This is a genomic window from Chitinophaga sp. SYP-B3965 (assembly GCF_009647655.1).
Taxonomy (GTDB): Bacteria; Bacteroidota; Bacteroidia; order Chitinophagales; family Chitinophagaceae; genus Chitinophaga.
Map to the genome: position 1 here is coordinate 53,918 of NZ_WJFD01000009.1, position 26,363 is coordinate 80,280.

27 protein-coding genes are annotated in these 26,363 nt (G+C 44.9%); 17 read left to right on the plus strand and 10 right to left on the minus strand.

Going from position 1 to position 26,363, the window contains the following annotated elements:
* The first annotated feature begins 1 nt into the window (after nucleotide 1).
* Nucleotides 2-1,015: a TraR/DksA C4-type zinc finger protein gene (locus tag GFS24_RS28505; protein WP_153665861.1), complete on the plus strand. Its 1,014-nt coding sequence runs from the start codon at nucleotides 2-4 to the stop codon at nucleotides 1,013-1,015.
* Between the two features lie 75 nt (nucleotides 1,016-1,090).
* On the opposite strand, the gene GFS24_RS28510 is transcribed toward GFS24_RS28505, so the two are convergent.
* From GFS24_RS28510 to GFS24_RS28530, 5 genes are all read right to left on the minus strand, one after another.
* On the minus strand, nucleotides 1,091-1,600 hold the full coding sequence (locus tag GFS24_RS28510) for a hypothetical protein (RefSeq protein ID WP_153665863.1): 510 nt from the start codon (nucleotides 1,598-1,600) through the stop codon (nucleotides 1,091-1,093).
* Nucleotides 1,587-2,066 (minus strand): hypothetical protein, encoded by a 480-nt coding sequence (locus tag GFS24_RS28515; protein ID WP_153665865.1) that lies wholly within the window; start codon nucleotides 2,064-2,066, stop codon nucleotides 1,587-1,589. Before GFS24_RS28515 ends, GFS24_RS28510 begins: the two co-directional genes overlap by 14 nt.
* Nucleotides 2,067-2,346: 280 nt before the next feature.
* Entirely contained in the window at nucleotides 2,347-2,622 is a 276-nt protein-coding gene (locus GFS24_RS28520) for a hypothetical protein (RefSeq protein WP_153665867.1), read from the minus strand.
* 165 nt (nucleotides 2,623-2,787) lie between these two features.
* Nucleotides 2,788-4,332, minus strand: coding sequence for a glycosyltransferase (locus GFS24_RS28525; protein ID WP_153665869.1), 1,545 nt, complete (start codon nucleotides 4,330-4,332; stop codon nucleotides 2,788-2,790).
* Nucleotides 4,333-4,457: 125 nt separating this feature from the next.
* Nucleotides 4,458-6,275, minus strand: a complete 1,818-nt coding sequence (locus tag GFS24_RS28530; protein WP_153665871.1) for an ABC transporter ATP-binding protein — start codon at nucleotides 6,273-6,275, stop codon at nucleotides 4,458-4,460.
* Nucleotides 6,276-6,412: 137 nt separating this feature from the next.
* On the opposite strand from GFS24_RS28530, the gene rbfA reads away from it, so the two are divergent.
* On the plus strand, nucleotides 6,413-6,778 hold the full coding sequence (gene rbfA / locus GFS24_RS28535; protein ID WP_153665873.1) for a 30S ribosome-binding factor RbfA: 366 nt from the start codon (nucleotides 6,413-6,415) through the stop codon (nucleotides 6,776-6,778).
* Nucleotides 6,779-6,799: 21 nt separating this feature from the next.
* Nucleotides 6,800-8,032: an ABC transporter permease gene (locus tag GFS24_RS28540; protein WP_153665875.1), complete on the plus strand. Its 1,233-nt coding sequence runs from the start codon at nucleotides 6,800-6,802 to the stop codon at nucleotides 8,030-8,032.
* A gap of 57 nt (nucleotides 8,033-8,089) precedes the next feature.
* On the opposite strand, the gene GFS24_RS28545 is transcribed toward GFS24_RS28540, so the two are convergent.
* Nucleotides 8,090-8,929 carry a transketolase gene (locus GFS24_RS28545; RefSeq protein ID WP_153665877.1) on the minus strand — a complete coding sequence of 280 codons (840 nt, stop codon included), beginning with the start codon at nucleotides 8,927-8,929 and terminating at the stop codon, nucleotides 8,090-8,092.
* A 158-nt stretch (nucleotides 8,930-9,087) separates the two neighbouring features.
* Between GFS24_RS28545 and GFS24_RS28550 the strand changes: the two genes are divergently transcribed.
* Complete coding sequence (locus tag GFS24_RS28550) at nucleotides 9,088-10,230, plus strand: glycosyltransferase family 4 protein (RefSeq protein WP_153665879.1); 1,143 nt, start codon at nucleotides 9,088-9,090, stop codon at nucleotides 10,228-10,230.
* Nucleotides 10,231-10,334: 104 nt separating this feature from the next.
* Nucleotides 10,335-10,898 (plus strand): ribosome recycling factor, encoded by a 564-nt coding sequence (gene frr, locus GFS24_RS28555; RefSeq protein ID WP_153665881.1) that lies wholly within the window; start codon nucleotides 10,335-10,337, stop codon nucleotides 10,896-10,898.
* A gap of 57 nt (nucleotides 10,899-10,955) precedes the next feature.
* Here frr and GFS24_RS28560 read toward each other — a convergent pair whose 3' ends face one another.
* The gene (locus GFS24_RS28560) at nucleotides 10,956-11,819 is read right to left on the minus strand and encodes a DMT family transporter (protein WP_153665883.1); all 864 of its coding nucleotides are present in this window, start codon (nucleotides 11,817-11,819) and stop codon (nucleotides 10,956-10,958) included.
* A gap of 70 nt (nucleotides 11,820-11,889) precedes the next feature.
* On the opposite strand from GFS24_RS28560, the gene GFS24_RS28565 reads away from it, so the two are divergent.
* The 10 genes from GFS24_RS28565 (at nucleotide 11,890) to GFS24_RS28610 (ending at nucleotide 19,494) form a co-directional block, all read left to right on the plus strand.
* Nucleotides 11,890-12,663 (plus strand): PPK2 family polyphosphate kinase, encoded by a 774-nt coding sequence (locus tag GFS24_RS28565; RefSeq protein WP_153665885.1) that lies wholly within the window; start codon nucleotides 11,890-11,892, stop codon nucleotides 12,661-12,663.
* Between the two features lie 61 nt (nucleotides 12,664-12,724).
* The gene (gene mscL, locus GFS24_RS28570; RefSeq protein ID WP_153665887.1) at nucleotides 12,725-13,099 is read left to right on the plus strand and encodes a large-conductance mechanosensitive channel protein MscL; all 375 of its coding nucleotides are present in this window, start codon (nucleotides 12,725-12,727) and stop codon (nucleotides 13,097-13,099) included.
* Nucleotides 13,100-13,177: 78 nt separating this feature from the next.
* Nucleotides 13,178-14,122, plus strand: a complete 945-nt coding sequence (locus GFS24_RS28575) for a DUF3078 domain-containing protein (protein WP_153665889.1) — start codon at nucleotides 13,178-13,180, stop codon at nucleotides 14,120-14,122.
* 66 nt (nucleotides 14,123-14,188) lie between these two features.
* On the plus strand, nucleotides 14,189-14,980 hold the full coding sequence (locus GFS24_RS28580) for a ScpA family protein (RefSeq protein WP_153665891.1): 792 nt from the start codon (nucleotides 14,189-14,191) through the stop codon (nucleotides 14,978-14,980).
* 5 nt (nucleotides 14,981-14,985) lie between these two features.
* Complete coding sequence (locus GFS24_RS28585) at nucleotides 14,986-15,900, plus strand: helix-turn-helix domain-containing protein (protein ID WP_153665893.1); 915 nt, start codon at nucleotides 14,986-14,988, stop codon at nucleotides 15,898-15,900.
* A 107-nt stretch (nucleotides 15,901-16,007) separates the two neighbouring features.
* Nucleotides 16,008-16,883: a pirin family protein gene (locus tag GFS24_RS28590; RefSeq protein WP_153665895.1), complete on the plus strand. Its 876-nt coding sequence runs from the start codon at nucleotides 16,008-16,010 to the stop codon at nucleotides 16,881-16,883.
* A 45-nt stretch (nucleotides 16,884-16,928) separates the two neighbouring features.
* The gene (locus tag GFS24_RS28595; RefSeq protein WP_153665897.1) at nucleotides 16,929-17,456 is read left to right on the plus strand and encodes a YceI family protein; all 528 of its coding nucleotides are present in this window, start codon (nucleotides 16,929-16,931) and stop codon (nucleotides 17,454-17,456) included.
* 251 nt (nucleotides 17,457-17,707) lie between these two features.
* Nucleotides 17,708-18,118, plus strand: coding sequence for an OsmC family protein (locus GFS24_RS28600; RefSeq protein ID WP_153665899.1), 411 nt, complete (start codon nucleotides 17,708-17,710; stop codon nucleotides 18,116-18,118).
* Between the two features lie 165 nt (nucleotides 18,119-18,283).
* On the plus strand, nucleotides 18,284-18,997 hold the full coding sequence (locus tag GFS24_RS28605) for a pirin family protein (protein WP_153665900.1): 714 nt from the start codon (nucleotides 18,284-18,286) through the stop codon (nucleotides 18,995-18,997).
* Between the two features lie 122 nt (nucleotides 18,998-19,119).
* Nucleotides 19,120-19,494, plus strand: coding sequence for a hypothetical protein (locus tag GFS24_RS28610; protein WP_153665902.1), 375 nt, complete (start codon nucleotides 19,120-19,122; stop codon nucleotides 19,492-19,494).
* Between the two features lie 5 nt (nucleotides 19,495-19,499).
* Here the strand turns inward: GFS24_RS28610 and GFS24_RS28615 are convergent, their stop codons facing one another.
* Genes GFS24_RS28615 through dxs form a run of 3 tightly spaced genes read right to left on the minus strand, consistent with a single transcriptional unit; the run spans nucleotide 19,500 to nucleotide 24,126 of the window.
* On the minus strand, nucleotides 19,500-21,053 hold the full coding sequence (locus tag GFS24_RS28615) for a PAS domain-containing protein (protein WP_153665904.1): 1,554 nt from the start codon (nucleotides 21,051-21,053) through the stop codon (nucleotides 19,500-19,502).
* Nucleotides 21,054-21,102: 49 nt separating this feature from the next.
* Complete coding sequence (locus GFS24_RS28620; protein WP_153665906.1) at nucleotides 21,103-22,152, minus strand: ferredoxin--NADP reductase; 1,050 nt, start codon at nucleotides 22,150-22,152, stop codon at nucleotides 21,103-21,105.
* 45 nt (nucleotides 22,153-22,197) lie between these two features.
* Nucleotides 22,198-24,126, minus strand: coding sequence for a 1-deoxy-D-xylulose-5-phosphate synthase (gene dxs / locus GFS24_RS28625; protein WP_153665908.1), 1,929 nt, complete (start codon nucleotides 24,124-24,126; stop codon nucleotides 22,198-22,200).
* A gap of 176 nt (nucleotides 24,127-24,302) precedes the next feature.
* Between dxs and GFS24_RS28630 the strand changes: the two genes are divergently transcribed.
* Entirely contained in the window at nucleotides 24,303-25,334 is a 1,032-nt protein-coding gene (locus GFS24_RS28630; protein WP_153665910.1) for a sensor histidine kinase, read from the plus strand.
* A 56-nt stretch (nucleotides 25,335-25,390) separates the two neighbouring features.
* The gene (locus GFS24_RS28635; RefSeq protein ID WP_074243099.1) at nucleotides 25,391-26,119 is read left to right on the plus strand and encodes a LytTR family DNA-binding domain-containing protein; all 729 of its coding nucleotides are present in this window, start codon (nucleotides 25,391-25,393) and stop codon (nucleotides 26,117-26,119) included.
* Nucleotides 26,120-26,363: the final 244 nt, after the last annotated feature.

The following is a 26,363-nucleotide window of genomic DNA, read 5'->3' on the forward strand; positions in this document are numbered from 1 at the left end:
CATGGCAACAAAGAAGAAAGTTGCTAGTAAGACTACTAAGAAGGCGGTTCCGGCCAAAAAAGCTGTAGCTAAAAAGGCTCCCGCTCCTGCTGCTAAAAAATCGGCTGCTAAACCCGCGCCTGCTAAAAAAGCAGTCACGGCGAAGGCGGCACCTAAAAAGGCGGCGTCAAAGACAGCGGCTAAACCCGCTCCTAAGAAGGCCGTAGTGAATAAAGTAACGGCAAAAGCAGCGCCTGCAAAGGCTGCTCCGGCTAAGAAACCGGTTGTAACTGCCTCTAAAAAACCGGCTCCCGCTCCTAAAGCGCCCCCTAAGAAAGCAGCTCCGCCTGCTCCGGCGCCTAAAGCCAAACCAGTTCCGGCAGCTACTACCAAGCCAGCAGCTAAACCAGCACCTGCCCAACCGGTTATTTCTAAACCCGTAGTAAAAGTTGATATAATGCCAGCAAAGAATAAACAGGACAAACCAGAAAAGGAGACAGTTAAAAAATCCACCGTCGTGGAACCTGCTAAACGGCTTACGGAAAGACCGACTTCCAGAACTGCTTCTAAAACTTCAGGTAGCAGACCAGTGATGAAAACTGTCACTTATGCCCCTGAGTTTACTAAATCCGTATTAGATCAGCCAGATGCTCCAACTGGCCCGATATATCGTTACAGCGATGGCGAATTGCAAGAGTTCAGAGAGATCATCATGAAAAAACTGGAAGCTGCAAAGAAAGAACTCGTTTATCTGCAAGGCCTGATCACCCGCAAGGATGAAGCAGGTACGGACGATACTGAAAATAAATACATGAGCATGGAAGATGGTGGCGGTTCCCAGGAGCGTGAGCAACTGAACCAAATGGCCAGCCGTCAGATCCAGTTCGTGGATCACCTGGAGAAAGCAATCGTGAGGATTGAGAACAAAACATACGGAATTTGCCGTGTTACAGGTAAGCTGATCGATAAAGCCCGCCTGAAAGCAGTGCCACATGCTACCTTAAGCATTGAGGCCAAATTGTCTAAAAGCAAATAGTTAATAGCTATAAAAATCTTAAATGGCTGTCCCTGAACCGGGCGGCCATTTTTTATTTGGTATAGAAGTAGAGATCTATATCGTTTTCAGAACAAATTTCCGCTCAGTTTCCCTGAGGGTATCATTTGTGCGTATATTATGAGCTTTTACCTTTTCTGATAATTTGTACCAATACAAAGCAGGAATAATGTTTTTTGAATGTAGCTCCAGTCTCACAAACAATTCCTCGTTAGGAGATTCTTTTTTATTAATTATCCGGCTCAAACGGGTTTCGTCAATGCTGATCTCTTCTGCAAATTCCTTCTGCTTTTTCTGAATTACCCTAATATAAAAAGCAAGGTAATAGCCAAAATGATGTTCTTCCTCGTACACCGTTGAAATAATGTAATCTTCCAGTAGGAACTTCAATTGTAGTACACCACCCATTATTTGGTCTTCTACACTCCTGTTCTCCAACATTTCTTTACGTAATGCCCATAATTCTTTATCCTCTTTCGCCTTTTCTTCTGGAGAAAGGCCATGAGGAAATATGTGGGCTTCGGCAAGTTCCTTAAGAGTATGTTTACTTTTCTTAATTGATTTCATAATCGTTTCCTAGATATTTTTGAATAAGAACAAGAGCATTATTTTTATTAATTGCCAGATGATTTCCCATCCGGAATAATTGATATTTTTTGATATAATGTGCAACTAAGGCTGTTTTGGGTCTTAACGAAACGAATCCCTCAAAGCCCTTTTTAACGGATAATTTACATGCAAAGGCAATAAGGCATCCTGGAATCCTATCAAACATTTTTTTCTTACCTATATTTTCTTTGGCCGACTCAAGTAGCTTGATTTCGATCCTTGATTCCTGCTCAATGACTTCCAAAGACATAAGGCCTAAAATAGTCCGATGACCGGCAAGTGTAATTTTATAAACGTCGTAATTTTCTTCTTTTGTCCAGTCAAATCCAAATCGCTTTCTCAAAGAACCAGTTAAATCACGCTGCTTTATTAATGAAATTTCAGCCTTTTTAAATTGCCTTCGGGGAACATAAAAAACTTGCATAATAAAGATACTATAGTTTATATAAACTATCAATTAATTTATTTTTTTCATCAATTATTTACCGGACATTATTAACCTGTTTAGGTAAATATGGATTGGTGAGTATGTCTTAATTAATTGATAATGTGCTGCTTAATGGTGTTGCCCCCCAACACCACAAGGCCGGGAGACCCCGGCCCTACTAGTTAAAGTAAAATTGATCATTCGTATTAATTAAACACCGCGAAGCAGTTGTAGTTAACATCGGGCAGGCAGAGTGAGATGACCAATCTGCAATGGATTATGTCGCAGGCGTCTCACTCGCCCCGCTCTTCTTCCGCAGCACAGCAAAAAACGTCCGGTGCGCACTTTTGAGTACCTCCTCCATATCCTCCTCAGAAGAAGAACCGGAGAATTCTTCCTCCGCATCCTTTACCAGCTCCCGTATCTGCAACAACGATAAATATTTACTCCGGCTGATCTCCAACGGAATAGATCTGAAGGTGGCAATGATCCTCTCTTCATTGGCCAGGTCAATTGCTTCATGCAATCGTTCACGCATAAGCTTTACTTTCATGATTTTTCATTTTTACGAAAGTAGCGGACTAAAGCAGAACCGCCATGAAAACACGCCAACACTTTGTTAAGTGAAAGTGATACTTTCTCGGAATTTGAAACATAAAAAAAGTGCTTCCCAGCAAACGCTGAGAAGCACCTAGGGCATTCAATCGGATGATAATCTTTATGCAGGCTTTAACGTTTTCACATCCACATCATCACAATCCGTTTCAAAAGCCTTCTTAATTTGTTTCGCTGCTAAATAAATGAGCCCTGCTGTTGCCACTGCGGCCAAACTTCCTATCCCGATATTCCGCACCAGCTTTTTACTCGGCCAACGGCCGTTCTTCCTGCCAGCACCACCCTGGGCAATATCCAGCAAAGGCGCCATGCACACATCTTCAATGACCTTGTCTGCCATCGTTTCTGCTTCCACAAATTGTGGATGGTATGCCACACCAATGCCCGCTTCCTGCAACATAACGCGGTCACTTTCTCCATTCCCCACATAGATCACATTCTGCGGAGAGATGTGGTATTTGTCCGAAATATATTTCAGGATATTGCTCTTGTCATAAGTAGCCGCAGGGTTACTGCCATCCATGAAATATTCAGGGATCGTTAGTTCTCCGGTAGACACACTGTGTATCAGATGCAGCCGGTTAGCAAACGCAAAATCGGCCCCCAGTTTATTCTTCATGTGGTTCGCCACACATTCAAAACCATCTGTGATAAATCCACACACATAACCACGTTTCTTTAATTCACGGATCACATGCCGGATATCCGGCGTTACCGGAATACTGTCCGCCACTTCCAGCAGTTCTGCAAGGTTGCGGCCCTGGAAGAGAGCAGCAGAGCGTTCCAGCCTGATCACAGGATCTGAATAATGTTCAAGGATCTGGTACAGCGCATCTTCTTTATCAAATGCCAGTGCGGCGAGGTACGTGTAGTTTTGTGTGAACACCGTTTCGTCCAGGTTAAAGATCACCATCTTCTGCAACTTGTCGATAGACTCCAGGATGGAGAATTCCATCTGTTCACGGATGATATTGATATTCCCCAGTGTTTCCAGGTTCTGTACCGGAATGCTTTCCGCCTTCCGCAAAATAGTACGGGAAACTTCCCGGCTCATTTTGCTCAGCTGTTCCCATGTTTGCATGGCATTCTCCAGCTTGCCGATATTCACTTCGCGGATACGTGCCTGCAATAAATGCATATCTATCAGCAGGCCGATATCAACACCATAATCATTTTCAAAATGCACCTGTTTCAGCAAGGATTTCCGGGCAGCGATCATGCCGCTGAGCGGTTGCTGAAAATGTGCAAGGTCCGGAAAGAGAATACTCAGCAATGGTTTGGCAACCAGCTGTGTTACCCTGCCCGCCTGTCTTTCAAAATATGATTTAGTAAAATCAGCTTCGCCATTAACGATCGCATCGGTGAGCAGCTCCACCAGGTTTTCAGGATACGTTAAGATATCGCCGTCCACATACATAATAATATCATGTTTGGCGGCCATCATGCCTTCCCGCATGGAAATGCCCTTACCGCGCTGGCTGCTGGTGATCACACGTACTTTTTCTTTCAGCGCTTCCTCAACTGTATGATCTGTTGAATTATCATCCACAACAATGATCTCAATAGCACGGGATGTTTTCCTGATCACTTTGATCACCTGTCTGATCGTGGCCCCTTCGTTGAGTACTGGTATAATTACGGAAATCATAGGTCCCAATGATTTTTAATGAAGAAATAAGGTACTGTCTGGCACGCTCCTAACTCCAAAAATGATACCATAAAAAAAGGCACCCCAGCCAACGCCGGAATGCCTTTTCAAGTATATTTTCCTGTCTATTTAAATTCCTGCATCTCCACCAGCTTTCTGTAGATACCGTTGTTGGCCAGCAGTTGATCATGCTGCCCTCTTTCCATGATTTCTCCCTTATCCATAACAATTATTTCATGCGCATGCTGAATAGTGGAAAGCCGGTGTGCGATCACGATAGTGGTGCGATTCTGCATCAGTTTGTCCAGCGCTTCCTGCACCAGTTTTTCTGATTCCGTATCCAATGCAGAGGTAGCCTCATCTAATATCAGGATCGGAGGATTTTTGAAGATAGCACGCGCAATAGTGAGACGTTGACGCTGTCCGCCACTGAGTTTGCTGCCCCTGTCACCGATGAGTGTATCATAACCATTATCCAGTTGTGTAATGAATTCGTGTGCGTTGGCAATTCTCGCTGCTTCTATTACTTTAGCAGGATCTGCATCTGCCTGTCCGAATGCGATGTTGTTGAGCACACTGTCATTAAACAGGATGGCTTCCTGGGAAACGATGCCCATCAACTGCCGGAGGTCATGTAATTTGAGATCACGGATATCTTTTCCATCTATGGTGATCTTTCCTTCGCTGGCATCATAAAAACGCGGCAGCAGATCCGCCATCGTAGATTTTCCCGCACCACTTTTTCCTACCAGCGCTATCATCTTCCCCTTTTCAATCGTAAGATTGATATCTCTTAATACGTATTGGTCTTCATATTTGAAAGATAAATGCTGGTACGAAATATTATCCTGAAAAGTGGATACAGGTACCGCATCTGGTTTATCTTCAATTTCAACCGGTTCATCCAGCACATCAAAGATGCGCTCGCCTGCCACCAATCCTCTTTGCATGGAAGTAAAGGCGTTGGAGATATTCTTTGCCGGTTGCAGAATGGTGAAGTACAACCCAAGGTACATAATGAATGTGCCCGGTTCAATTTGCTTCCCCAATACCATATAGCCGCCGACCATTACCAGCACCACTACCAGGGTCACACCCAATGCTTCTGAAATAGGAGAAGCCAGTTCACGTTGATTGTAAATAGCTTTACTCAAACGGGTAAATGCACTGGTGATAACACCAAATTTTCGCTGCATATATGTCTCTGCCGTAAAGCTTTGAACAATACGCACACCACCCAGTGTTTCTTCAGATACGTTGAGCATTTTACCCAACATCTCCTGGCTGTAATAACCTTTCTTGCGCAGTTGCTTTGAAATATAAGAGATCAGCAAACCGGACAAAGGGAAGAACACAAGCGTGAATAAAGTGAGTTGTACGGATATATAGAATAGCAGAAAAAAAGTGAAAATAATCACAAATGGATCACGCAATAGTACCTGGATGGAATTGGCGATGATGTATTCTACTTCAGAAACATCATTCGTCATAACAGACAACAGATCTCCTTTGCGGCGCTTATTAAAAAAAGAAAGTGATTGAGAGGTCACACGTTCATATAGATTGTTCCGTATCCTTTCCAGTACATTCATCCGCAACCGGATCATCACCCGCATGCTGAGATAACGGGCACCATTGGCAATCACGGTAGCGCTGGCAATTATGATACAAACAAATCCCAAAGCATACATCTTACCATATGCATCACTGATCTGCAGGAAGTGGTATTGGAACAGATCGGTAAAATAACCGATCGTTAAAGAGAATTCCGGCATACCAGGTGGCTCCGGAGGCGTTTCTATAAACAGCACGTTCAGCAAAGGAGCCAGCATAGCAAAATTTATCAGCCCAAATATGATCCCGATAAGAGAATAGATCACATATTCCGGTAAATAATGGTGCAAGGGCTTTACAAATGCCAGCAAACGCTTAAAAGTCTTCATTCCTGTTAATTGATGATCCGCAAAAGTACATTAAAAGCGGGAATCCACGTATGGGCGGGAGTTATGCGGATAACCATATAAATTGGTTAATTTTGGGCGGATTCCCATAGAGGGGTGTTCAGCTTAAATTGAGTAAAATGCAAGAAACAAAAAGGCAAAAGCAGGTAGGGCAACTGGTGCAGCAGGAATTGAGTGATATATTCCTGCGTATGGGGTTCAACGTTACAGAGGGAGGTATGATCTCCATCTCTTCCGTGAAAATGACACCCGATCTGCTGGAGGCAAGGGTATATTTAAGCATGTTCCAGATCAGATCTCCGGAGGAAATGCTGGAAAAGATGAATGAGCGGATGGGAGAGATCAGGGGAGCACTGGGCAACCGTGTAGCCAAACAATTACGTCGTGTACCTTACGTTAATTTCTTCCTGGATGATACGCTGGATCACGTGTTCAAGATGGAAGAACTCTTTAAGAAGATCAACGAGGATAAAGATAAGAAGTAACCTTTTCGGAATTATTACAACATGATCTGGCAATTTGCACTTCGTTATTTCCGGGCCCGTAAATCTACCAGTGCCATCAATATCATTGCGTGGGTGAGCGTGGGTGCAATTGCCGTAGGCACTGCCGCTTTGATCACTGTATTAAGTGTTTTCAACGGTTTCACCGGCCTTGTTAAATCACTGTATTCTTCCTTTTACCCCACCCTCAAAGTAGTGCCGGCCACCGGCAAAACCATTCTTTTAACAGCCAGCCAGCTCAAAGAGGTCGCCGCTATCCCGGGCGTAGCCTACTTTTCCCAGACCATTGAAGAAAAGGCCGTACTGCGTTTTGGTAATGAGCAAACCATTGCCGTATTAAAAGGAGTAGATGCGCAATTCAAAACAGTAGCTGGTGTGCAGGATAAGATCGTAAGAGGCCGCTTTGATCTGAGTCATGAAAATGGCTACCAGGCCGTATTTGGGATGGGAATAGAAACTGCGCTGGGTGTAGATGTGGAACATAGCCTGGTGCCTGTGAACGTTTACATCCCTAAAAGAGATGCCAACAGCAACCTGAATGCCGCCCTGCCGGAACAAGCGCTGAATACAGGCGTGATCTATCCTGTAGGCACTTTTGCCATTCAGCAGGAGTTTGACAGTAAATACATCCTCACAGATATCAGCTTCCTGCGGAATATATTGGACATGGCCCCGGGGGAAATGTCTTCGCTGGAATTATCACTGAAACCAGATTATTCAGAAAAAAAAGTAAAACGGAAAGTACAGGAATTGCTGGGAGATAATGTGAAAGTGCTTACCCGCGTAGAGCAGAATGCCACGATCTATAATGTGATGCAAACAGAAAAGTGGGTGGTGTATGTATTCCTGAGCTTCATCCTGGTGATTGCCGCTTTCAACATGATCGGGTCATTATCCATGCTCGTGATAGAAAAGCAAAAGGACATCACTATCCTGAAAGCCATGGGCAGCCGCAATGGCCTTATCCAGCGCATCTTTCTGATGGAGGGGCTGATCATAGCAGGTGCCGGCAGCGTTCTTGGTTTTAGCCTGGCCATCACCATTTGTTTATTACAGCAACATTTTGGCCTGGTAAAATTAGGAGGAGGTTCTTTCCTGATAGATGCCTTCCCGGTGGAAATGCATATAGATGACTTTATCCTGGTGAGTGTAACCATTCTCGTTATAGGGGTCCTGGCCAGCTGGTATCCAGCTAAGAGGGCCGCGAGGCAAGAAATTGCACTGAAAGCCACTTAAATATAAAAGGCGCCGCATCAATAGACACGGCGCCTTTTTTTTATACTTACTTAGCGTTTAATAATCACCCAGTGTTTCAGGCAATTGTGCCAGTGCCTTCGCCAGCTGTTCATCATTAGGAGCAATGCCGTGCCATTCATGGGAACCTTCCATGAAATCAACACCTTTACCCATGCCGGTTGTCATGAGTATTATAATGGGTTGGCCTTTGCCGCTGAGGCTTTTCGCCTTTTCCAACATAGCTACCACTGCATCCACATCATTTCCTTTCTCCAGTTTCAGCACTATCCAGCCAAAAGAGGTGAATTTAGCACCGAGGTCGCCCAGGCTCATTACTTTATCAGTAGGCCCGTCGATCTGCTGTCCATTATAATCCACAGTAGCAATCAGGTTGTCCACTTTATGATGCGCTGCAAACATAATGGCTTCCCAGTTCTGGCCTTCTTCCAGTTCACCATCTCCGTGAAGGGAATACACCAGTTTGCTGTCTTTATTGAGTTTCTTGGAGAGGGCTGCTCCCAGCGCAACACTCATACCCTGGCCGAGAGAACCACTGGCAATACGAACACCGGGAAGATGTTCATGTGTCGTGGGATGCCCCTGGAGGCGGGAATTGAGTTTCCGGAAAGTAGCCAGTTCCGCTTTGGGGAAATAGCCGGAATGCGCCAGTGCACTGTAATACACAGGAGAAATGTGACCATTGGAAAGGAAGAACAGGTCCTGATCTTTACCGTCCATATCAAACGGTACGGGATGATGTTCCATCACCTTGAAGAACAAGGCAGTAAAATAATCCGTACAGCCCAGGGATCCACCGGGGTGTCCGCTTTGTACGGCATGCACCATCCGTACAATGTCCCGCCGGATCTGCGTGGCTATATCTTTCAGTTCTGGCATGATAATTGGCATTTTATAAGCCGCAAAAGTAGTAAGAAATTGTCCAGATTCTCAGCGTAATCCAGCTTTTTTTGGAAGAATGGTTAAAAACCATAGTTTTTATAAAATGTTGATACGCATATCACTGAATTTAATATCTTTGCATCACAACCCCCCGTATGGAGAATGTAATTATCGCGACTGTCCTGAGTTTCGTTATAACCTATTTTGCCATACCCGTATTGATCCGGGTGGCAGAACTGAAACATCTGTATGACGAACCAGACGAGCGCAAATCGCATAAATCCCGTATCCCCACGCTCGGCGGATTGGGTTTCTTTGCCGGCTTCGTGCTGGCAACGCTTGTTTGCGCACCTTCAACGCAAACATTTCCACTTCAATATCTTGTTGCGGCTTTCTTCGTGATCTTCATTGTAGGCATGAAAGACGACATCACAGGACTTTCCCCTGTAAAGAAGCTGGTAGGCCAGCTGGTAGCAGCTTTTGCTATCATTTACCTGGGCAACCTCCAGATCCGTAACATGTACGGAATGTTTGGTATTGAAACATTACCGTATCATTTCAGCCTTTTACTGACTTATTTCACCTTCATCGTGGTGATCAATGCCTTCAACCTGATCGATGGTATCGATGGGCTGGCAGGTAGTATCGGTATGCTGGTTTCCGCAGTGCTCGGTGCTTATTTCCTCTACGTGAACGAAGTGACCTTCGCCGTAATGGGATTCAGCCTCGCTGCAGGTCTTGCTGCTTTCCTGATCTTCAATATCACCCCCGCTAAAATATTCATGGGAGATACCGGTTCACTGTTAGTGGGCCTGGTGAACGCAACCCTGATCGTTAAATTCATTGAAATTGCAGGCAACCCGGCCAGTAAAATGCCGCTTCAGTCTGTACCTGCCATTGCATTTGCCATCCTGATCATCCCTTTGTTCGATACCTTACGGGTATTTGCTATCCGGATGAGCCGCGGCAGATCTCCTTTTACTGCAGACAGGCACCATATTCACCATTACATGCTGGCACTGGGGCTTACTCACAGAGAAGCAACTTTGGTGGCCGTGGTATTCAATGCAGGTTTTATCACTTTAGCCTTTTCGTTACAAAATATAGGTACAACTTACCTGATGGCCCTGATCGGTACACTGGCCTTTGGATTCACCGCTATTCTTTTCGTGTTAAAGAAACGGAAAGAAGCACCGAAACCAGCAATGGTGGTGGCCGAAATGGAAGAAGTGGCGCCAGCCATTACCAAGCCCAAGATCCTGCGTATCAACACAGAAGGGATGTTGCAGGACAAATAGTGTTGTAACGTATAACACACTCCGCTTACTTTTCTATCGTAGCTCATCCTTTGATGATTAAAAGATTTCATGTAGGTTTGCAAGCACTTTAAGTATTAATTCTTATGCAAGACGAACTTAATTTAATCCTGGACGACGCAAAGGAGACCATGCAAAATTCTATTTCGCATTTGGAAACAGAGCTCACCAAAATAAGGGCTGGTAAAGCCAACGTCCAGATCCTGGATGGTATTTATGTTGATTACTACGGTGCCCCCACTGCTTTGAATCAGGTTGCTAACGTGAGTGTGGCCGATGCCCGTACTCTCACTATTCAGCCCTGGGAAAAGAACATGCTTCAACCCATTGAACGCGCTATCATTGCTTCCAATATTGGCCTCAACCCACAGAACGACGGTATCATTATCCGCCTCTTCCTGCCCCCGCTCACAGAAGAACGCCGTAAAGAACTCGTGAAAAAAGTGAATGGTGAAGGTGAACATGGAAAAGTAGCCATCCGGAATATCCGCAGGGATGCTATTGAAGCCATTAAGAAATTACAGAAAGATGGACTCAGTGAAGATACCGCCAAGGATGCAGAAGCAGATGTGCAGGAGCTGACGGACAAATTCATCGTGATAATCGACAAACATTGCGCGAATAAAGACAAAGAGATCATGGCTATTTAAGCCCGTTCATACATATTCTTCAGGAGGCTGTTCCCATCAGGAACAGCCTCTTTTTATTTACGGTTCACAAGGTACACCCCACCCATGATCCCGAATAAGCACAATACCTGCAACATATTGATGACTTCCCCGGCTAATAATCCCCAGCCAATGGCCACAATGGGTAAACCGTAAGTGACCATGGATGCAAAAATAGTTCCGGCAGACCTGATCAGCTGATAGAAAAGGATAGAAGCAATACCCCGTTCCCATCACACCCAATAACACACTGGCGCCAAGACTCATCCATGGCTTATCCTCCCCCTGGAATAAAGTGAAGAAATCACCCGATAATAAGATGGGTAATGCAAACACCGCCATAAAAAAAAGAGATATAGCCACCAGGTGCATAGAAGCATGCCCTTTCAGATAGTGATGCACGATCGTAATATTCAATCCATAACAGGCAGTAGCCAGTACCACAAAAAAGCCATAGTACCAGTATTCATTCGTATCTATCCCTTTGGCAAGGAACAAACAGATCACCCCAATGAAACCAATAGCCAAACCCATCAGCTGACGTTTCGCAACAGGCGCGCGAAAGATCACCAGTCCAAAGAATAAGGCAAATACCGGTGTGAAAGAATTCAGCATACCCGCCAGTGAACTATCTATCCTCGTTTCCGCAATGCAAAAAAGATAAGCAGGGATACCATTCCCCAACAAGCCGGATACAATGATCAGTGGAATTTTATTTTTAGGTACTTCGCGAATAGCTTTCAGGAAAAAAGGAAGTAAGGCCAGGCCGCCGGCAATAAGTCTCAAACTGGCCACCTGGTAAGGGTTAAAGGATTCCAAACCGAGCTTCATCAGTATGAAAGAACTGCCCCAGGTAAGAGACAGGAGAAGGAAGATCCCCCAGTTTAATAAGCGTTGGTCCATAGGGCCGTAAAGATACCGAATCCCTATATGCTAAATAAATTTGCTTAAATTTAATAAAGATCTTACGCGTATGCCTACTGTAAAACTCTCATCACTGGCCACCACGGCCCCTCAGAAGTTCGGGAAAGAGCAAACGAAAGAACAGTTCAGAAGGATCCAGGATGAACTGGATGATCTGCAAAATCTGCTCTACGCTGAACATAAACATAGTTTATTGGTTGTATTACAAGGAATGGATGCCAGCGGCAAGGATGGTGTGATCCGTGATGTGTTTGGCATGATGAACCCCATGGGGGTGCAGGTGCAACCTTTTAAAGCGCCTACAGAAGAACAGGCCAGCCATGATTTCCTGTGGCGGATCCATCAGCATGCGCCAGGCAAGGGGATGATCCAGGTATTCAACCGTTCGCATTATGAAGATGTACTGATACAGCGGGTGCATAAATGGGTAGATGAAAAAACGATCAAAAAGAGATTTGATGCCATCAATGATTTTGAGAAATTGCTGGAAGAGCATAACGATACACACATCCTGAAATTCTACCTGCACATTTCACCGGAAGAGCAACAGCAACGGCTCATAGAAAGAACACAGGACCCCACAAAAATGTGGAAGTACAATGAAAATGATTTTAAAGAAGCAAAGTTGCATAAGGAATACCGCAAAGCGTATGATGATGTGTTCCTGCATTGCAGCAAAGTTCCCTGGATCATTGTGCCTGCAGATCAGAACTGGTATAAGGAATATGTGATCGCTAAAACGGTAAGGGATACACTAAAATCACTGAAGATGAAATTTCCGAAATTACCGACGCCAAAAAATAATGAGGATAACAAATCGTAAATTCTTAATATCGCGGTTATTATAAGCCATTCATTATTTCTTAACACTAAAATTTTAGCGTATGTCTTTTTTCAGTGAATTTAAAGCCTTTGCCATGAAAGGCAATGTGATCGATCTCGCAGTGGGTGTTGTGATCGGCGCTGCTTTCGGAAAGATTGTAAATTCTCTTGTTGAGGCTATCATCATGCCTTTGGTAGGTATCCTGATCGGAGGTTTTGACTTCAAAACAAGAATGATCAAAGTAGGAGAAGCCGAAGTAAAATATGGTTTGTTCATCCAGGCAACGGTAGAGTTCCTGATCGTAGCCTTCGCTATTTTCCTGGTAGTTAGGACTATTAACCGTCTGAAAAAACCAGAAGAGGCTGCAGCACCTGCCGGACCTACCACAGAAGAAAAGTTGCTGATGGAGATCCGCGATGCCATAAAACAAAAATAGTTCAACTTTGTTAGATAGACGGTTGGCCGCAGCAACGGTCAACCGTTCACTATTTCATCTATATAACCAATTTTGAGAATGAAGAAGTTTTATTTGGCGCTTGCCACATGCCTGTTGGCCTTTTGCACTATGCAGGCACAGGATAATAGCATGAAGAAATTAAGAGAAGAAGCTGCTGCCAAGATCAAGAATGCAGAGAAGGACACCACCGGCAGATTATGGAAGAAAGGAGGCAATTTTGGCCTCATGTTCAACCAGGGATCTTTAACCAACTGGGCCGCGGGTGGTGACAAATTATCCCTCTCCCTGCTGGGTACCCTCAATGCTTTCGCGAATTACAAAAAAGGAAAACATTCCTGGGATAACAACATTGACCTGGCATATGGTTATGTGAACACCACCAGCCTTGGCAGCCGTAAAAGTGACGACCGTATTGATATGACCTCCAAATACGGATACGAAATAGGGAAAAACTGGTACCTGGGCGCTTTATTTAATCTCCGTACCCAGTTTGCCCCTGGTTATTTGTATCCGGCAGACACTACTCCCCAGCTCACATCTAAGTTCTTTTCTCCTGCCTATATCGTACTGTCTCCGGGTATCGATTACATGCCCAATAAAGAATTCTCCTTATTTATGTCTCCTATCACAGCCCGCTGGGTAGTAGTGGCGGACGATACATTGTCTGCCCATGGCGCCTATGGTGTAGATACCGGCAAACACGTAAAAGGAGAGTTTGGTGCCTACATAGCTGCCACGTGGAACAAGGAAATTGTGAAGAACATCACTTTCCGCACAAAACTGGAGCTTTTTTCCAATTACAAGCATAATCCGCAGAATATAGACGTATTCTGGACCAATACCCTGGCCCTGAAAGTGAATAAGTGGATCAGTGCCAATGTGAACGTAGATATGATCTACGACGATGATGTGAAGGAGTTTGAAAATACCAAAACTGGCGTAAAAGGCCCCCGGCTGCAAATAAAGCAGGTTCTGGGCGTTGGTCTTACCGCTAAATTCTGATTCAGGGGATTTTCCTTATTTTTGATAAACCTGTCGGGCCTACCGGCAGGTTTTTATTATTTTACTATGGGCAACGAACAAGAAATATACAAGATCAAGCTAGCCCAGTTCGAGGGGCCGTTCGACCTGTTGCTTTTCTTTATTGAAAGGGATGAACTGGATATTTACAATATCCCCATCACCAGTCTCACCAACGATTTCCTGGATTATATTCATCACCTTGAAACGCTGAACATTGAACTGGCCAGCGAATTCATCCTCTTTATTTCCACCCTGATGCGGATCAAGGCCAAAATGCTGATCCCCCGCAAAGAGCTGGACGAGGCAGGTAATGAAATCGATCCCCGGATGGAACTGGTAGATAAGATCCTGGAATACAAGCGTTTCAAACAAGCTGCAGCGGAACTGGCAGAAAAAGAGGCAGACCGTATGCTGTCCATGAAACGGGGAAATATTGCCCGGGAACTCGCCATTATTGGTGAAGTGACCAGTGAAGGAACAGAAGTACAGACCCTCACGCTTTTCAAACTGACCAAAACCTTTGAAAAGATCATGCAGCGGGTAAAAGAACGCAGCAATAAACCCCAGCACGTGGTATATAAATATGACTATACCATGGAAGGCTCCCGGGAATATATGCTGGACCTGGCACGGTCTGAAAGGACCATGGCCTTTGAAAAGATCTTTGATCACTGTAAGGACAGGGTACATGCAATATTCCTTTTCCTTGGTATGCTGGAGCTGGTGCAGGCCAGGTTCCTCAGTATTATGGTAGGCGAAGGACGGAATAACTTTATCATCGATTATGTTGAGCCTTCTGACAGACCGGAAGGAGAACCAGTAGTATTCGAAGACTAAACAAAATGGCAGAAAAAAAAGAACATATAGAGATCGTTACTCTACCGGAATATGCACACGATGCAGAAGGAGCTGGTGATTTCAGGGTGTCCACCCTTTGCGGTATGGGCCCCAATTTCTTTGAACACCAGGAAGCCCCGCACCGCCATAACTTTTACACCATCTACTGGATCAAAAATGGGCAGTTGACCCATACGATTGATACCGTGACCCATGTGGTAAAAGACAATACCCTGTTCTTCCTGGCTCCCGGCCAGGTACACCAGATGAATTTTTCCGAGAAAGTGGATGGCTACATGATCGCGTTTCATGATTCCCTCATGTGCCCGAACGACCAGTCCAAGATGTCCGTAGTCAGGAACCGCCTTTTTGTAAATGATCATTTCAGCTCCGTGATCCATATTGCCAGTAAAGAAGATGAAACAGAACTGGAATGGATGGTACAGAAAATGATGCAGGAAGTGGAAAACAAACAACCCAACTACGAAACAGCCTTCCAGAACCTGCTGCAGTACTTCCTGGTAGTGGCTTCCCGCAATGCACCTCAGACCATTTCCGTGATCCCGGAATACCACGCTAAACATAACAGCGCCCTGTTCATCAGTTTCAAATCCCTGATAGAAGAGAAATACCAGCTGTTAAAGAACGTGTCTGACTATGCCGCCTTGCTGCATATCAAACCCGTACTGCTGAATGAGATCAGCAAATCACTGTCCGGCATTACCGCTGGAGAACATATCCGCAACCGCGTGATCCTGGAAGCCCAGCGCCTTTTATATAATACAGACCTCACCGCAAAAGAAATAGCCTATAAACTGGGCTTCGACGACCCGCATTACTTTTCCCGCTTCTTTAAGAAATACACCAGCCAGTCCCCTTCAGAATTCAAAGAGCTGGCAAAAGTTCCTGTAAATCAATAATTTAATATGAGCAGCAAAAAATGTCCATCTTTTAACGTGTTCTATCCATTCTAATTAGATGTTGCAACATGTACTTTTGTGTAGTCTTTAAAAGGAGAACACACAAAATGACAACCTTCAAAAAAGTAGCACGTATTTACCAGGGCGCACAATCACATATGGTTGGCGACGGATTCAAAGTGCAGAACCTCTTTCCGAATGGCAATAAAAGCCTCGAAAAGCAGTTAAGCCCTTTCTTCCTGCTGGACTATGCCGCCCCGGGCTACTTTCCTCCATCAGACAAACCCCGTGGTGTGGAAGAACACCCGCACCGAGGATTTGAAACAGTAACTATTGCTTACCAGGGCGCACTGGAACATCGTGATTCCGGAGGAAATGCCGGTAAGATCTTCGCAGGAGATGTACAATGGATGACAGCAGCTTCCGGTGTGGTACATGAAGAAAAGCATGAAACGGAATTCACTAAAAATGGTGGTACCCTTGAAATGGTACAGCTGTGGGTGAACCTTCCCAAAGCCCACAAAATGGACCCTCCCCGTTATCAAAGCCTGGAAAAGAAAGATATTCCTGTGGTTGATCTGGGAGAAGGAAGTTATCTGCGCATTATTGCCGGAGATTATAATGGACAAAAGGGAGCGGCGAAAACTTTTAGCCCCGTGAACTTGTTCGATATACAGTTAAAAGCAGGTAAAACAACAGAACTGCATTTGCCGGACGGATATACCACAGGCATTGTTGCCCTGAAAGGAGAAGCCCGGTTCAATGATACACATACAGCAAAGGGAGTGGAGATCGCGGTGTTTGAAACAACGGGTGAAACCATTACCATCACGGCACTCACAGATACTACCCTGGTGGTATTGAACGGAGAACCTTTGAACGAAGCCATCTTCGCATATGGACCCTTTGTGATGAATACAAAAGAAGAGATCATACAGGCTGTTGATGATTACAACAACGGCAGGATGGGCTCACTGAACTAAGACCAATAACTCTAATCATTCATAAAAAATTAAAACTACAAACAAATGGCAACCTGGAAAATTGACGCTTTACATAGCGAAATTGAATTTAAAGTAAGACACCTGATGATCACCAACGTGACAGGTTACTTCGCTGAATACGATGCAACCCTCACTTCAGATAAAGATGACTTCACCGATGCAAAGATCTCTTTTGAAGCAAACGTGAACAGCGTAAGCACCAAGAACACACAACGTGATGAACACCTGAAAGGCGAAGATTTCTTTGATGCGGCTAACCACCCAAAAATTACTTTTACTTCTACAGAAGTAAAGAAGAAAGATGCTGAAACCTTTACCCTGAAAGGAGATCTGACCATCCGCGGTAATTCCCGCCCCGTTGAACTGAACGTGGAATATACAGGTATTACTGTAGACCCTTATGGTCAAACCAAAGCTGGTTTTGAACTGACAGGAAAGATCAACCGTAAAGATTTCGGTTTAACATGGACGGCTACTACAGAAGCAGGTGGATTAGTGGTAAGTGATGAAGTACGCCTGATCATGGCAGTGCAAATGATCAAACAAGCATAAGGAAACCAATCGGTATATACGGCCAAAAGACCCGGCAAAAGAAGGTTACGAGAAAACAGACTGGCAACAGGTGAGAGAGGTAAGTGTAATACATGAAACGAATGAAATGACTTTGTGGAATAGTGCAGATGAATGTCTAGGGTTTTAGGTGAACCGGGCGATTTAATTCGCCCGGTTTTATTTATTAACAGCGGGTTTACGATAATTCATTAATTTTAGACCCTCTCATCACCCATAAAAAAATTTGAATCATGAAAAGATCCGCATCTGCCAATTGGAAAGGCACCGGCAAAGAAGGTAAAGGAACAGTTTCTACCCAAACAGGCGTACTGAGCAATACCCCATACTCTTTCACCAGCCGTTTCGAAGATGGCGCAGGTACTAACCCGGAAGAACTGGTAGCTGCCGCACACGCAGGTTGCTTTACCATGAAGCTGAGCTTTGTGATCTCTGCTGCAGGTTTAACACCTGGTAATATTGATACAAAAGCCACCATCACTTTTGAGAATGGCGCTATCACTAACAGCCACCTGGAAGTAACAGCCAGCGTACCCGGTCTGGATGCTGAAAAGTTTGCGGAGTTTGCAAAAGATGCAGAAGAGAATTGCCCTATCTCCAAACTGCTCAACACAAATATCACCATGGATGCAAAGCTGGTGTAAGCCATTTAGCACACAATATTCCAAAGGCCGGAAAGCAGTCAGAACCTGCTACCGGCCTTTGTTTTTGCACAATGAATAGTGCATGCTTTTATCGAATTCGTCCATTGATAAAAACACCTGTTTGATAGATCTTTGCAATAGAAAATAAACAGGAGGAAATAAAATATGAAAACAGTTATTCACCGCGGAAATACCCGCGGATTCGCAGATCACGGATGGTTGCAATCTTATCACACCTTCAGCTTTGCAGGTTACTACAATCCCGAACGAATTCATTTCGGCGCATTACGCGTGCTGAACGATGATACTGTAAAAGGCGGCATGGGCTTCGGCGGCCATCCCCACGATAATATGGAGATCATCAGCATACCCTTATCCGGTGCGCTGGAACACAAAGACAATACAGGCAGGCATAAGATCATCAATCAGCATGATGTGCAGATCATGAGCGCCGGCACGGGAATTCAACACTCAGAATTCAACGCTTCTAAAACAGAAACCGTTAAGTTCTTACAGATATGGTTGTTCCCGAAAGTAAAAGATATTCAACCCCGCTATGATCAGAAAACATTTGATCCCGCTAACCGGCATAATAAATTGCAGGTAGTGGTAGCACCGGAAGAAAGTGAAGAAACACTCTTTATCAACCAGGATGCCTGGTTCTCTTTAGGGAAATTCGACAAAGGCCAAACCCTTACTTACAGCCCTAAATTAAACGGCAATGGTGCCTATCTTTTAGTGCTCAATGGTCAATTGAAAGTAGGAGAAGAAATACTGGAAAACCGCGATGCCATAGCAGTTTCAGACTATGATAAACTGGACATCAGTGTGCAGGAAGATGCGGAATTTTTGTTAATGGATATACCCATGATCGCATAACAAAAACAACAAACATCCGGTGGATAAAATCCTCTGGATGTTTGCGTTTTAAAAGAGAAAAGAATCGTAAATTAGAAGTGAAAGGGAAATCGATATGTTTATTTCATTAAAATCAATATATCATGGAAGTACCAACACAGACATCAGACCTGCAGGCGCAGCTCCTTACCTGGAAAGGAGAAGTAGATGAAGTAAGGAACAACATCCGTTCCATGCGCAGCAGGTTGGAAGAAATAGTACCACTCCAGGTAGATCCGGAAAGAATGGTGGGCATTGAGCACTTTCAAAACCAGTTTATCCGCCAGCTGGAAGTTGCAGACGAAATGTTTCATGATCTCAAACAATCGGCCAAAAGCATGAGTAACACCAACCCTGTGATCATCCATCAGGACAGGCCGATAGCAGACTACAACACCATGCAGGACCGCATGCAGGTTTTTCACAAACTACACGACGAATTAAAAGGAGAGTTTAATCAATTTGAGTCTTTCGGATAAAGGCTTTAGTCATTCATCTTTTTCAGGTTATCCTGGATCTTGTACAACATAGCATCCAGCTCCTTTGTACTTTCCTGTAACATCTGCAACAGGCGGCTGTTAAGAGCAGGTTCATTTTTATCCAGGTCCATAACGGAAACAATGCCCAGTATAGAAGCAACCGGCTTCCTGATATCATGTGAATTGATGCGGGCTATCTCCTGCAACACCTCATTCTGATGCTGCAGCTGGTGTACAAACTTTTTGCGTTCCGTAATATCCGTTTGGATAGATACGAACTTGAAGATATTCCCGTCTTCCTGTAAAATGGGCGTAACATCCATTTTCACCCAATAGGATTCCCCATTCTTTTTATAGTTGATGTATTCCTCAGAAAAGGGCTTTTTACTGGCCATTTTCAGGTCTATCTCCTGCAGTGTGCCCTCATTGGAAGAAGGGCCGCTGAGCAGCTCCCTGGGGCGCTTTCCGATGGATTCCGCTAAACTATAACCCGTCTGCTGCACAAAACCCTCATTCACCCATTCTATCTCACCCGCAGCATTGGTGATCAATACAGAATTGATCGTTCTGCTGGCCACCATAGACAATAATTCTATCTCATGTTTCTGCCGGGTATTGTCATCAACATCCTGCACAGCACCTATCATTCGTACAGGCTGCTTCTGATCATTGTAGATAATGTACCCGCGGTCATTCACATATTTATACTGGCCATCCGCACAGCGAAAGCGGTATTCTGCTTCCCAGTTAATATCGCCGTTCCGCATGGCCTGTTCCACAGAGGTCATTACTTTGCCAATATCCTCCGGATGTACATTCTCTTTCCACCAGGCCCCGTTGTTGAGGATCTCTTCCTCCTTATATCCAAATAAGGAAGCCGGCCCGTGATTGCGGGTCACCTGGTTAGTGGCAATGTCCCAGTAGTAAATATAATCCTGGGTCACCTGTGCCAATAATTCATAACGGGTTCCAATGTCCTTGACCATAATAGTTGATCTGATTTCGGCATCCACATCAATTGCCATTACAATACGCGCATCCCGTCCCTTATACTTTGTACTATGTGAATAGATCTCTACTGTAAATACCTCCCGGTTCTTTTTCCTGTGTTGCCAGATGCCGCGATAAGCAATATGTCGAATCGTTTTTCTTACATCTTCAAGGATCTGCGGAACGGTAGACGGATCACGAATATCCAAAATGCTCATCTGCTGAAATTCCTCCTGGCTGTAACCATATTTCTGAATAGCCGCATTGTTCACTGTCAGGAATCGCAAGGTCTTCCAATCATAGATCCACATGGGCACCGGATGTCCGTAAAACAACTGCCGGTACTGTTCTGAATATTTAATGTTCTTTGAAAAGTCCTTTCTAACGAGCACGTAAATAAAAACGGCCGAGCCGGCAATAAAGAACGCATGCAACAGATACTGAAGCAAAGCGGGGTTAACTAAGGGGAATCGTGCTGCGAGAGAAAGCCATAACCAGCTATAACAGCTTATCCACACCAATCCAAGGAGAAGATAAAGACTTGCTGCTTTCAAAGCAGTATAGCTCATCGCATTAATTTGAAATCAATTTATGGAAATTTAGCGTACCAGCCAATTTCTACCACTCCAATATTACTTTATCGCTTTGTGCATAACCTGTACAGGTGAGGATTAAGCCCTGTGCCAGTTCTTTATCTGTAAGTACTTCATTCACAGACATCCATACTTTGCCTCCGGTACATTTTGCAATGCAGGAACCGCAAACACCACCCTTACAGCTATAAGGGAGATGTACATCCTGCCGTAATGCCGCATGCAGGATGCTCTCATTTCCAGGCACTTCCAATACCTGCTCTTTCCCTTTCACCTGTAACAATACTTGTTTAATACTGGTATCCTGCGGGATCTGGATGCGGGCAATTTTCGCTTCCGTGTTTATCACAAAGTTCTCCTTATGAATATGTGCTGGGTTAAAACCCAAAAACACCAGGGTGAACTGTACCATGCGCATATATTCTGATGGGCCGCAAATGAAGAACTGTGCCAGTTCCCGATCATATTTCAGGTGCTGGGGGGCTAACATTTCCAGGAGGCCATTGCTCATACGGCGGAAGGCGCTTTCTTCCGGATCACTGAACAACCATAAAATGGTGAGGCGCTCCGGGTATTGTTGTTGCAGGGCCAGGATCTGCTGGTAGAAAATGGTATTTTCTTTATTGCGGGTACTATATAGTAAAGTGATGTGCGCAGCTGTTTCCGTTTTCAGCGCATGTTTCAATATAGAAAACAATGGGGTGATGCCACTGCCGGCAGCTATGAGGAATAGATCCCGTTGTGTATCCGGTTGGCTTTCCAGGGTAAAACGGCCGGAAGGTAATAAGGAGGTGACGGTATCACCCACTTTCCAGTACCGTATAATATGCCGGGATATTTCCCCGTTCGTGATCCTTTTAACGGTAACAGAAAGATGAGGATCAATGCCTGGTGTGGAACTTAAAGAATAAGAGCGGCGGATCTCCTTTCCATGAAGTGTGATCAGAAAAGTCAGGAATTGCCCTGCCTGGTAAGGAACAGGTTTGCCGTTAACTTCTTCAAACTGGTAAGTGAAAGTATCCGGAGTTTCCGGTATAATGGCGGTGATGCGTAATTGTATATACAGGTCGTTCATGATGGAAAACGGCCACCGGCAAACCGGTGGCACGTACGGCCTTTATCAGCTGGCGTGAACAGTAATTTTACTTTTGAGCATTTCGCGCACGGTATTCACAATGGCAATGGCATCATAGCCACATTCCCTTTGTAACTCTGCCGGTTTACCATGTTCCACAAGGCGGTCCGGAATACCCAAACGTTTTACCTCAGCCCTGTAATCATTATCTACCATGAATTCCAGCACAGCGCTGCCGAATCCGCCCTGCAGGGCACCATCTTCAACAGTGATCACTTTATCATAGCGCTGGAAGATATCATGCAGCATGTCTGTATCCAGTGGTTTCACAAACCGCATATCGTAATGTGCAGGTTGCAATCCATCTGTCATCAGTTCTTTCATGGCTTCTGTTACAAAGTTGCCGGGGTGACCTAAAGAAAGGATCGCCACATCGCGGCCATCCTGGATCTTGCGGCCTGTGCCAACACGGATCTGTGAAAACGGTTTGCGCCAGTCAGCCATTACACCTTCTCCACGCGGATAGCGGATCACAAAAGGTGATTTATTAGTGGGCAGCTGGGCAGTATACATGAGGTTGCGCAGTTCTTCTTCATTCATCGGCGCACTTACAATCATATTCGGGATGCAGCGCATGTAGGAAATGTCGTATGCACCATGATGGGTGGCACCATCATCTCCAACAACACCGGCGCGGTCCAGACAGAAGATCACAGGAAGGCTTTGTATGGCCACATCATGTATCACCTGGTCATATGCCCGTTGCATAAAGGAAGAATAGATATTACAGAACACTGTCATTCCCTGCGTGGCAAGGCCGGCAGAGAGCGTTACAGCATGTTGCTCACAAATGCCCACGTCAATAGCCCGGTCCGGCATTTTTTCCATCATCAGTTTGAGAGAAGAGCCGGAAGGCATGGCGGGGGTAATACCCATAATGGTTTTATTGAGTTCAGCCAGTTCAATAATAGTATGGCCAAAAACATCCTGGTATTTGGGAGGCTGTGGTGTGTCGATAGCTTTCTTTAAGATCTCACCTGTGATCTTGTCGAACAGGCCAGGCGCATGCCATTTGGTTTGATCTTTTTCTGCCAGTGCATATCCTTTACCCTTAGTGGTAACAATATGTAACAGCTTGGGACCGGGAATATCGCGCAGATCCTGCAACGTATCCACCAGTTTGGTGATATTATGACCATCTATAGCGCCAAAATAGCGCAGGTTCAGACTTTCAAAGAGATTGCTGGATTTGGATACCATGCCTTTTACACTGGCTTCCAGCTTGGAGGCCATGTCCCGCGTGAATTTCTTGCCGATGGGCAGTTTCCCCATCAGGTTCCATACATCATCCCGGAACTTGTTATAAGTATGGGAAGTGGTGATGTCTGTAAGATATTCTTTCAAAGCCCCTACGTTAGGGTCAATGGCCATGCAGTTATCGTTCAGGATGATCAGGAGGTTGGTGTTGGAAACGCCGGCATGGTTCAATGCTTCAAAAGCCATCCCGGCCGTCATGGCGCCATCTCCGATCACAGCAATATGCTGGCGGTCTGTTTCTCCTTTATTTTTGGAAGCCATGGCCATACCCAGTGCTGCGCTGATGGAAGTACTGGAGTGACCTACCCCGAAAGTGTCATATTCGCTTTCACCGCGATTGGGGAAACCACTGATACCTTTGTATTTACGATTGGTATGGAAAACACTCTTCCGGCCGGTGAGGATCTTGTGACCATATGCCTGGTGCCCTACGTCCCAAACCAGCTGGTCGTAGGGAGTGTTAAAAATGTAGTGAAGGGCAACAGTTAACTCAACCACACCCAGGCTGGCACCAAAGTGTCCGCCATGTACGCTCACCACGTCAATAATGAACTGGCGCAGCTCGTCACACACCTGGTGAAGCTGCTCCTTGCTCAATTTTCGCAGATCAGAAGGGTATTCGATCTGGCTTAGTAATTGACCGGCCGTAATTTCCATATCAGCATTAGGGTTTAAGGCCCAAAAATACAAGTTTTTACGTTATTTCAGGGTTCCCATTTAAATGCCTATACCACCATTGATAAAAATTACTTTTAGACCCATAGCCGCAGGTACTACTTTTGAATGACACGCGAGGTTTTATTTAATCGAAAGACTTTGCTAACTTTTCAGGGATGTTTAAACGCTTGTCAAAATATTGGTGGTGTCAGATACTGGGGTGGGGAGCATATGCCTTTCTTTACTTTTTCTTCGGTTTTTTCTTTGATATCCTGGGTGTATCAATGCTGCTCTATGTTTTAGAGGTAGTAGTACTGGGTATTATCATTACACATGCTTTTCGGGCAATTATCGTCAAATTTAAATGGATTGAGAAACCTTTTGAGAAAGTAGCCATCTACTTCTTTGCAGGTATCCTGGTATGTGCTGTGCTGTACTCTTTTTTGCTGGCCTGCCTGGCCTGGTTAACCACCCCCAGCCATTTAGAGTTCGATTTTAACAATTACTGGCTGAGTGTGATCTTTCAGCAGGTGGTTATTTTGGCATTATGGGCGGTGATCTATTTCTTATGGCATTATGTAGAAGAAAGCCGGAATTCTCAATTGGGACAATTAAAACTGGAAGCCACTGTGCGTACTTTGGAGCTTAAGACCATCAAATCTCAACTTAATCCGCATTTTATCTTCAATGCCCTCAACAGTATCAGGGCCCTGGTAGATGAAAACCCCCGGAGAGCACGTACCGCCATCACGGAGTTAAGCAATATCCTGCGCAATTCCATGCAGGCAGATAAAGCAGAAACTGTGAGCATGGAGAACGAATTGAGCATCGTAAAAGATTATCTTGCATTAGAAAATATCCGTTTTGAGGAAAGACTGAAAGTGCAATATGATATAGACCCGGAAACGTTAGAGTTACCCATACCGCCGCTGATGCTGCAAACACTTGTAGAAAATGCCATCAAACACGGTATCTCCCGGGAAGTGAACGGCGGCCTGATCCTGATAGGTTCCCATGTACACGATCTGCGGCATGAGATCACTATTCAGAATACCGGGCAGATCATAGAAGATCTGAATGGCAACGGATTTGGCCTGGCCAGCACCCGCCAAAGACTGGGATTGCTGTTCGGCAAACGCGCTTCATTTGAAATCTATAACCTTGATAAAACAACTGTTGAAGCCAAAGTGCGGATGCCGTTGCTATAAAAAGAAGCGTCCTGTATTTTTTGGACGCATCATCAACCAAAAATGCAAACAGTAGTATGAAAAAAGCATTGATCATAGACGATGAAAGGCTGGCCAGAAGTGAATTAAAGAAACTCCTGGCAGATCACCCGGAAATAGTGGTAGTAGGTGAGGCGGTAAATGCAAAAGACGGGATGGAAAAGATAGAAACACTGCGGCCCGACCTTTTATTCCTGGACATCCAGATGCCGGATAAAACCGGATTTGACCTCCTGGCGGAACTGGAACGAACGCCGCAGGTAATATTTACCACCGCGTATGACGAATATGCCCTGAAAGCATTCGAATACAATGCGCTGGACTATTTGCTGAAGCCCATAGAGCCCAAGCGGCTGGCAGATGCCATTCACAAATTACACCAGGTAGATGAAAAGGAACGGCTGGCAGCAGCTTCCGGTATCCGGAACATCCTGGGAGAAAGTGACCAGGTATTTGTAAAAGACGGAGACCGTTGCTGGTTTGTGAAACTGCAGGAGATCCGCCTTTTTGAAAGCGTGGGTAACTATGCACGGGTATATTTTGAAACCAATAAACCCCTCATCCTGAAATCGCTCAATGCATTGGAAGAGCGCCTGGACGAAAGAGTGTTCTTCCGCGCCAACCGCAAACACATCGTGAACCTGCGGATGATAGAAAGGATAGATACTTACTTCAACGGAGGCCTGCTGTTGGAAATGCGCGGAGGTGAAAAGATAGAAGTGAGCCGCCGTCAGGCTGTGAAGTTCAAAGAAATGATGAGTTTGTAAACGTATTAAATAATAAACCTGAAGCAGTATGCGCAACCCGCATGCTGCTTTTTTTTTTAAGAAAGAAGGGCTGTCCTGGAAAGAACAGCCCGCTAAATTATGCTTATGAAAAAAGGCCATTTCGGGCCAGATTTACCAATTTTGTTTGCCGGTTACCAATAGTAACAGACATGAAGAGTTATCTCCACCAGGTTGTAATGACAAGGGAATGAAAAACGGAACCATAAAACACACGGACTTACTT

Bases quoted from the DNA above. Each gene is read 5' to 3' on its own strand.
- GFS24_RS28630 (WP_153665910.1), top strand. From the start codon at position 24,303: ATGTTTAAACGCTTGTCAAAATATTGGTGGTGTCAGATACTGGGGTGG.
- GFS24_RS28590 (WP_153665895.1), top strand. From the start codon at position 16,008: ATGACAACCTTCAAAAAAGTAGCACGTATTTACCAGGGCGCACAATCA.
- dxs (WP_153665908.1), bottom strand. From the start codon at position 24,126: ATGGAAATTACGGCCGGTCAATTACTAAGCCAGATCGAATACCCTTCT.
- GFS24_RS28615 (WP_153665904.1), bottom strand. From the start codon at position 21,053: ATGAGCTATACTGCTTTGAAAGCAGCAAGTCTTTATCTTCTCCTTGGA.
- GFS24_RS28605 (WP_153665900.1), top strand. From the start codon at position 18,284: ATGAAAACAGTTATTCACCGCGGAAATACCCGCGGATTCGCAGATCAC.
- GFS24_RS28560 (WP_153665883.1), bottom strand. From the start codon at position 11,819: ATGGACCAACGCTTATTAAACTGGGGGATCTTCCTTCTCCTGTCTCTT.
- GFS24_RS28550 (WP_153665879.1), top strand. From the start codon at position 9,088: ATGGAGAATGTAATTATCGCGACTGTCCTGAGTTTCGTTATAACCTAT.
- GFS24_RS28575 (WP_153665889.1), top strand. From the start codon at position 13,178: ATGAAGAAGTTTTATTTGGCGCTTGCCACATGCCTGTTGGCCTTTTGC.
- GFS24_RS28525 (WP_153665869.1), bottom strand. From the start codon at position 4,332: ATGATTTCCGTAATTATACCAGTACTCAACGAAGGGGCCACGATCAGA.
- GFS24_RS28600 (WP_153665899.1), top strand. From the start codon at position 17,708: ATGAAAAGATCCGCATCTGCCAATTGGAAAGGCACCGGCAAAGAAGGT.
- GFS24_RS28565 (WP_153665885.1), top strand. From the start codon at position 11,890: ATGCCTACTGTAAAACTCTCATCACTGGCCACCACGGCCCCTCAGAAG.
- GFS24_RS28540 (WP_153665875.1), top strand. From the start codon at position 6,800: ATGATCTGGCAATTTGCACTTCGTTATTTCCGGGCCCGTAAATCTACC.
- GFS24_RS28520 (WP_153665867.1), bottom strand. From the start codon at position 2,622: ATGAAAGTAAAGCTTATGCGTGAACGATTGCATGAAGCAATTGACCTG.
- GFS24_RS28635 (WP_074243099.1), top strand. From the start codon at position 25,391: ATGAAAAAAGCATTGATCATAGACGATGAAAGGCTGGCCAGAAGTGAA.
- mscL (WP_153665887.1), top strand. From the start codon at position 12,725: ATGTCTTTTTTCAGTGAATTTAAAGCCTTTGCCATGAAAGGCAATGTG.
- GFS24_RS28545 (WP_153665877.1), bottom strand. From the start codon at position 8,929: ATGCCAGAACTGAAAGATATAGCCACGCAGATCCGGCGGGACATTGTA.
- frr (WP_153665881.1), top strand. From the start codon at position 10,335: ATGCAAGACGAACTTAATTTAATCCTGGACGACGCAAAGGAGACCATG.
- GFS24_RS28530 (WP_153665871.1), bottom strand. From the start codon at position 6,275: ATGAAGACTTTTAAGCGTTTGCTGGCATTTGTAAAGCCCTTGCACCAT.
- GFS24_RS28610 (WP_153665902.1), top strand. From the start codon at position 19,120: ATGGAAGTACCAACACAGACATCAGACCTGCAGGCGCAGCTCCTTACC.
- GFS24_RS28510 (WP_153665863.1), bottom strand. From the start codon at position 1,600: ATGAAATCAATTAAGAAAAGTAAACATACTCTTAAGGAACTTGCCGAA.
- GFS24_RS28620 (WP_153665906.1), bottom strand. From the start codon at position 22,152: ATGAACGACCTGTATATACAATTACGCATCACCGCCATTATACCGGAA.
- GFS24_RS28505 (WP_153665861.1), top strand. From the start codon at position 2: ATGGCAACAAAGAAGAAAGTTGCTAGTAAGACTACTAAGAAGGCGGTT.
- GFS24_RS28515 (WP_153665865.1), bottom strand. From the start codon at position 2,066: ATGCAAGTTTTTTATGTTCCCCGAAGGCAATTTAAAAAGGCTGAAATT.
- GFS24_RS28595 (WP_153665897.1), top strand. From the start codon at position 16,929: ATGGCAACCTGGAAAATTGACGCTTTACATAGCGAAATTGAATTTAAA.
- rbfA (WP_153665873.1), top strand. From the start codon at position 6,413: ATGCAAGAAACAAAAAGGCAAAAGCAGGTAGGGCAACTGGTGCAGCAG.
- GFS24_RS28585 (WP_153665893.1), top strand. From the start codon at position 14,986: ATGGCAGAAAAAAAAGAACATATAGAGATCGTTACTCTACCGGAATAT.
- GFS24_RS28580 (WP_153665891.1), top strand. From the start codon at position 14,189: ATGGGCAACGAACAAGAAATATACAAGATCAAGCTAGCCCAGTTCGAG.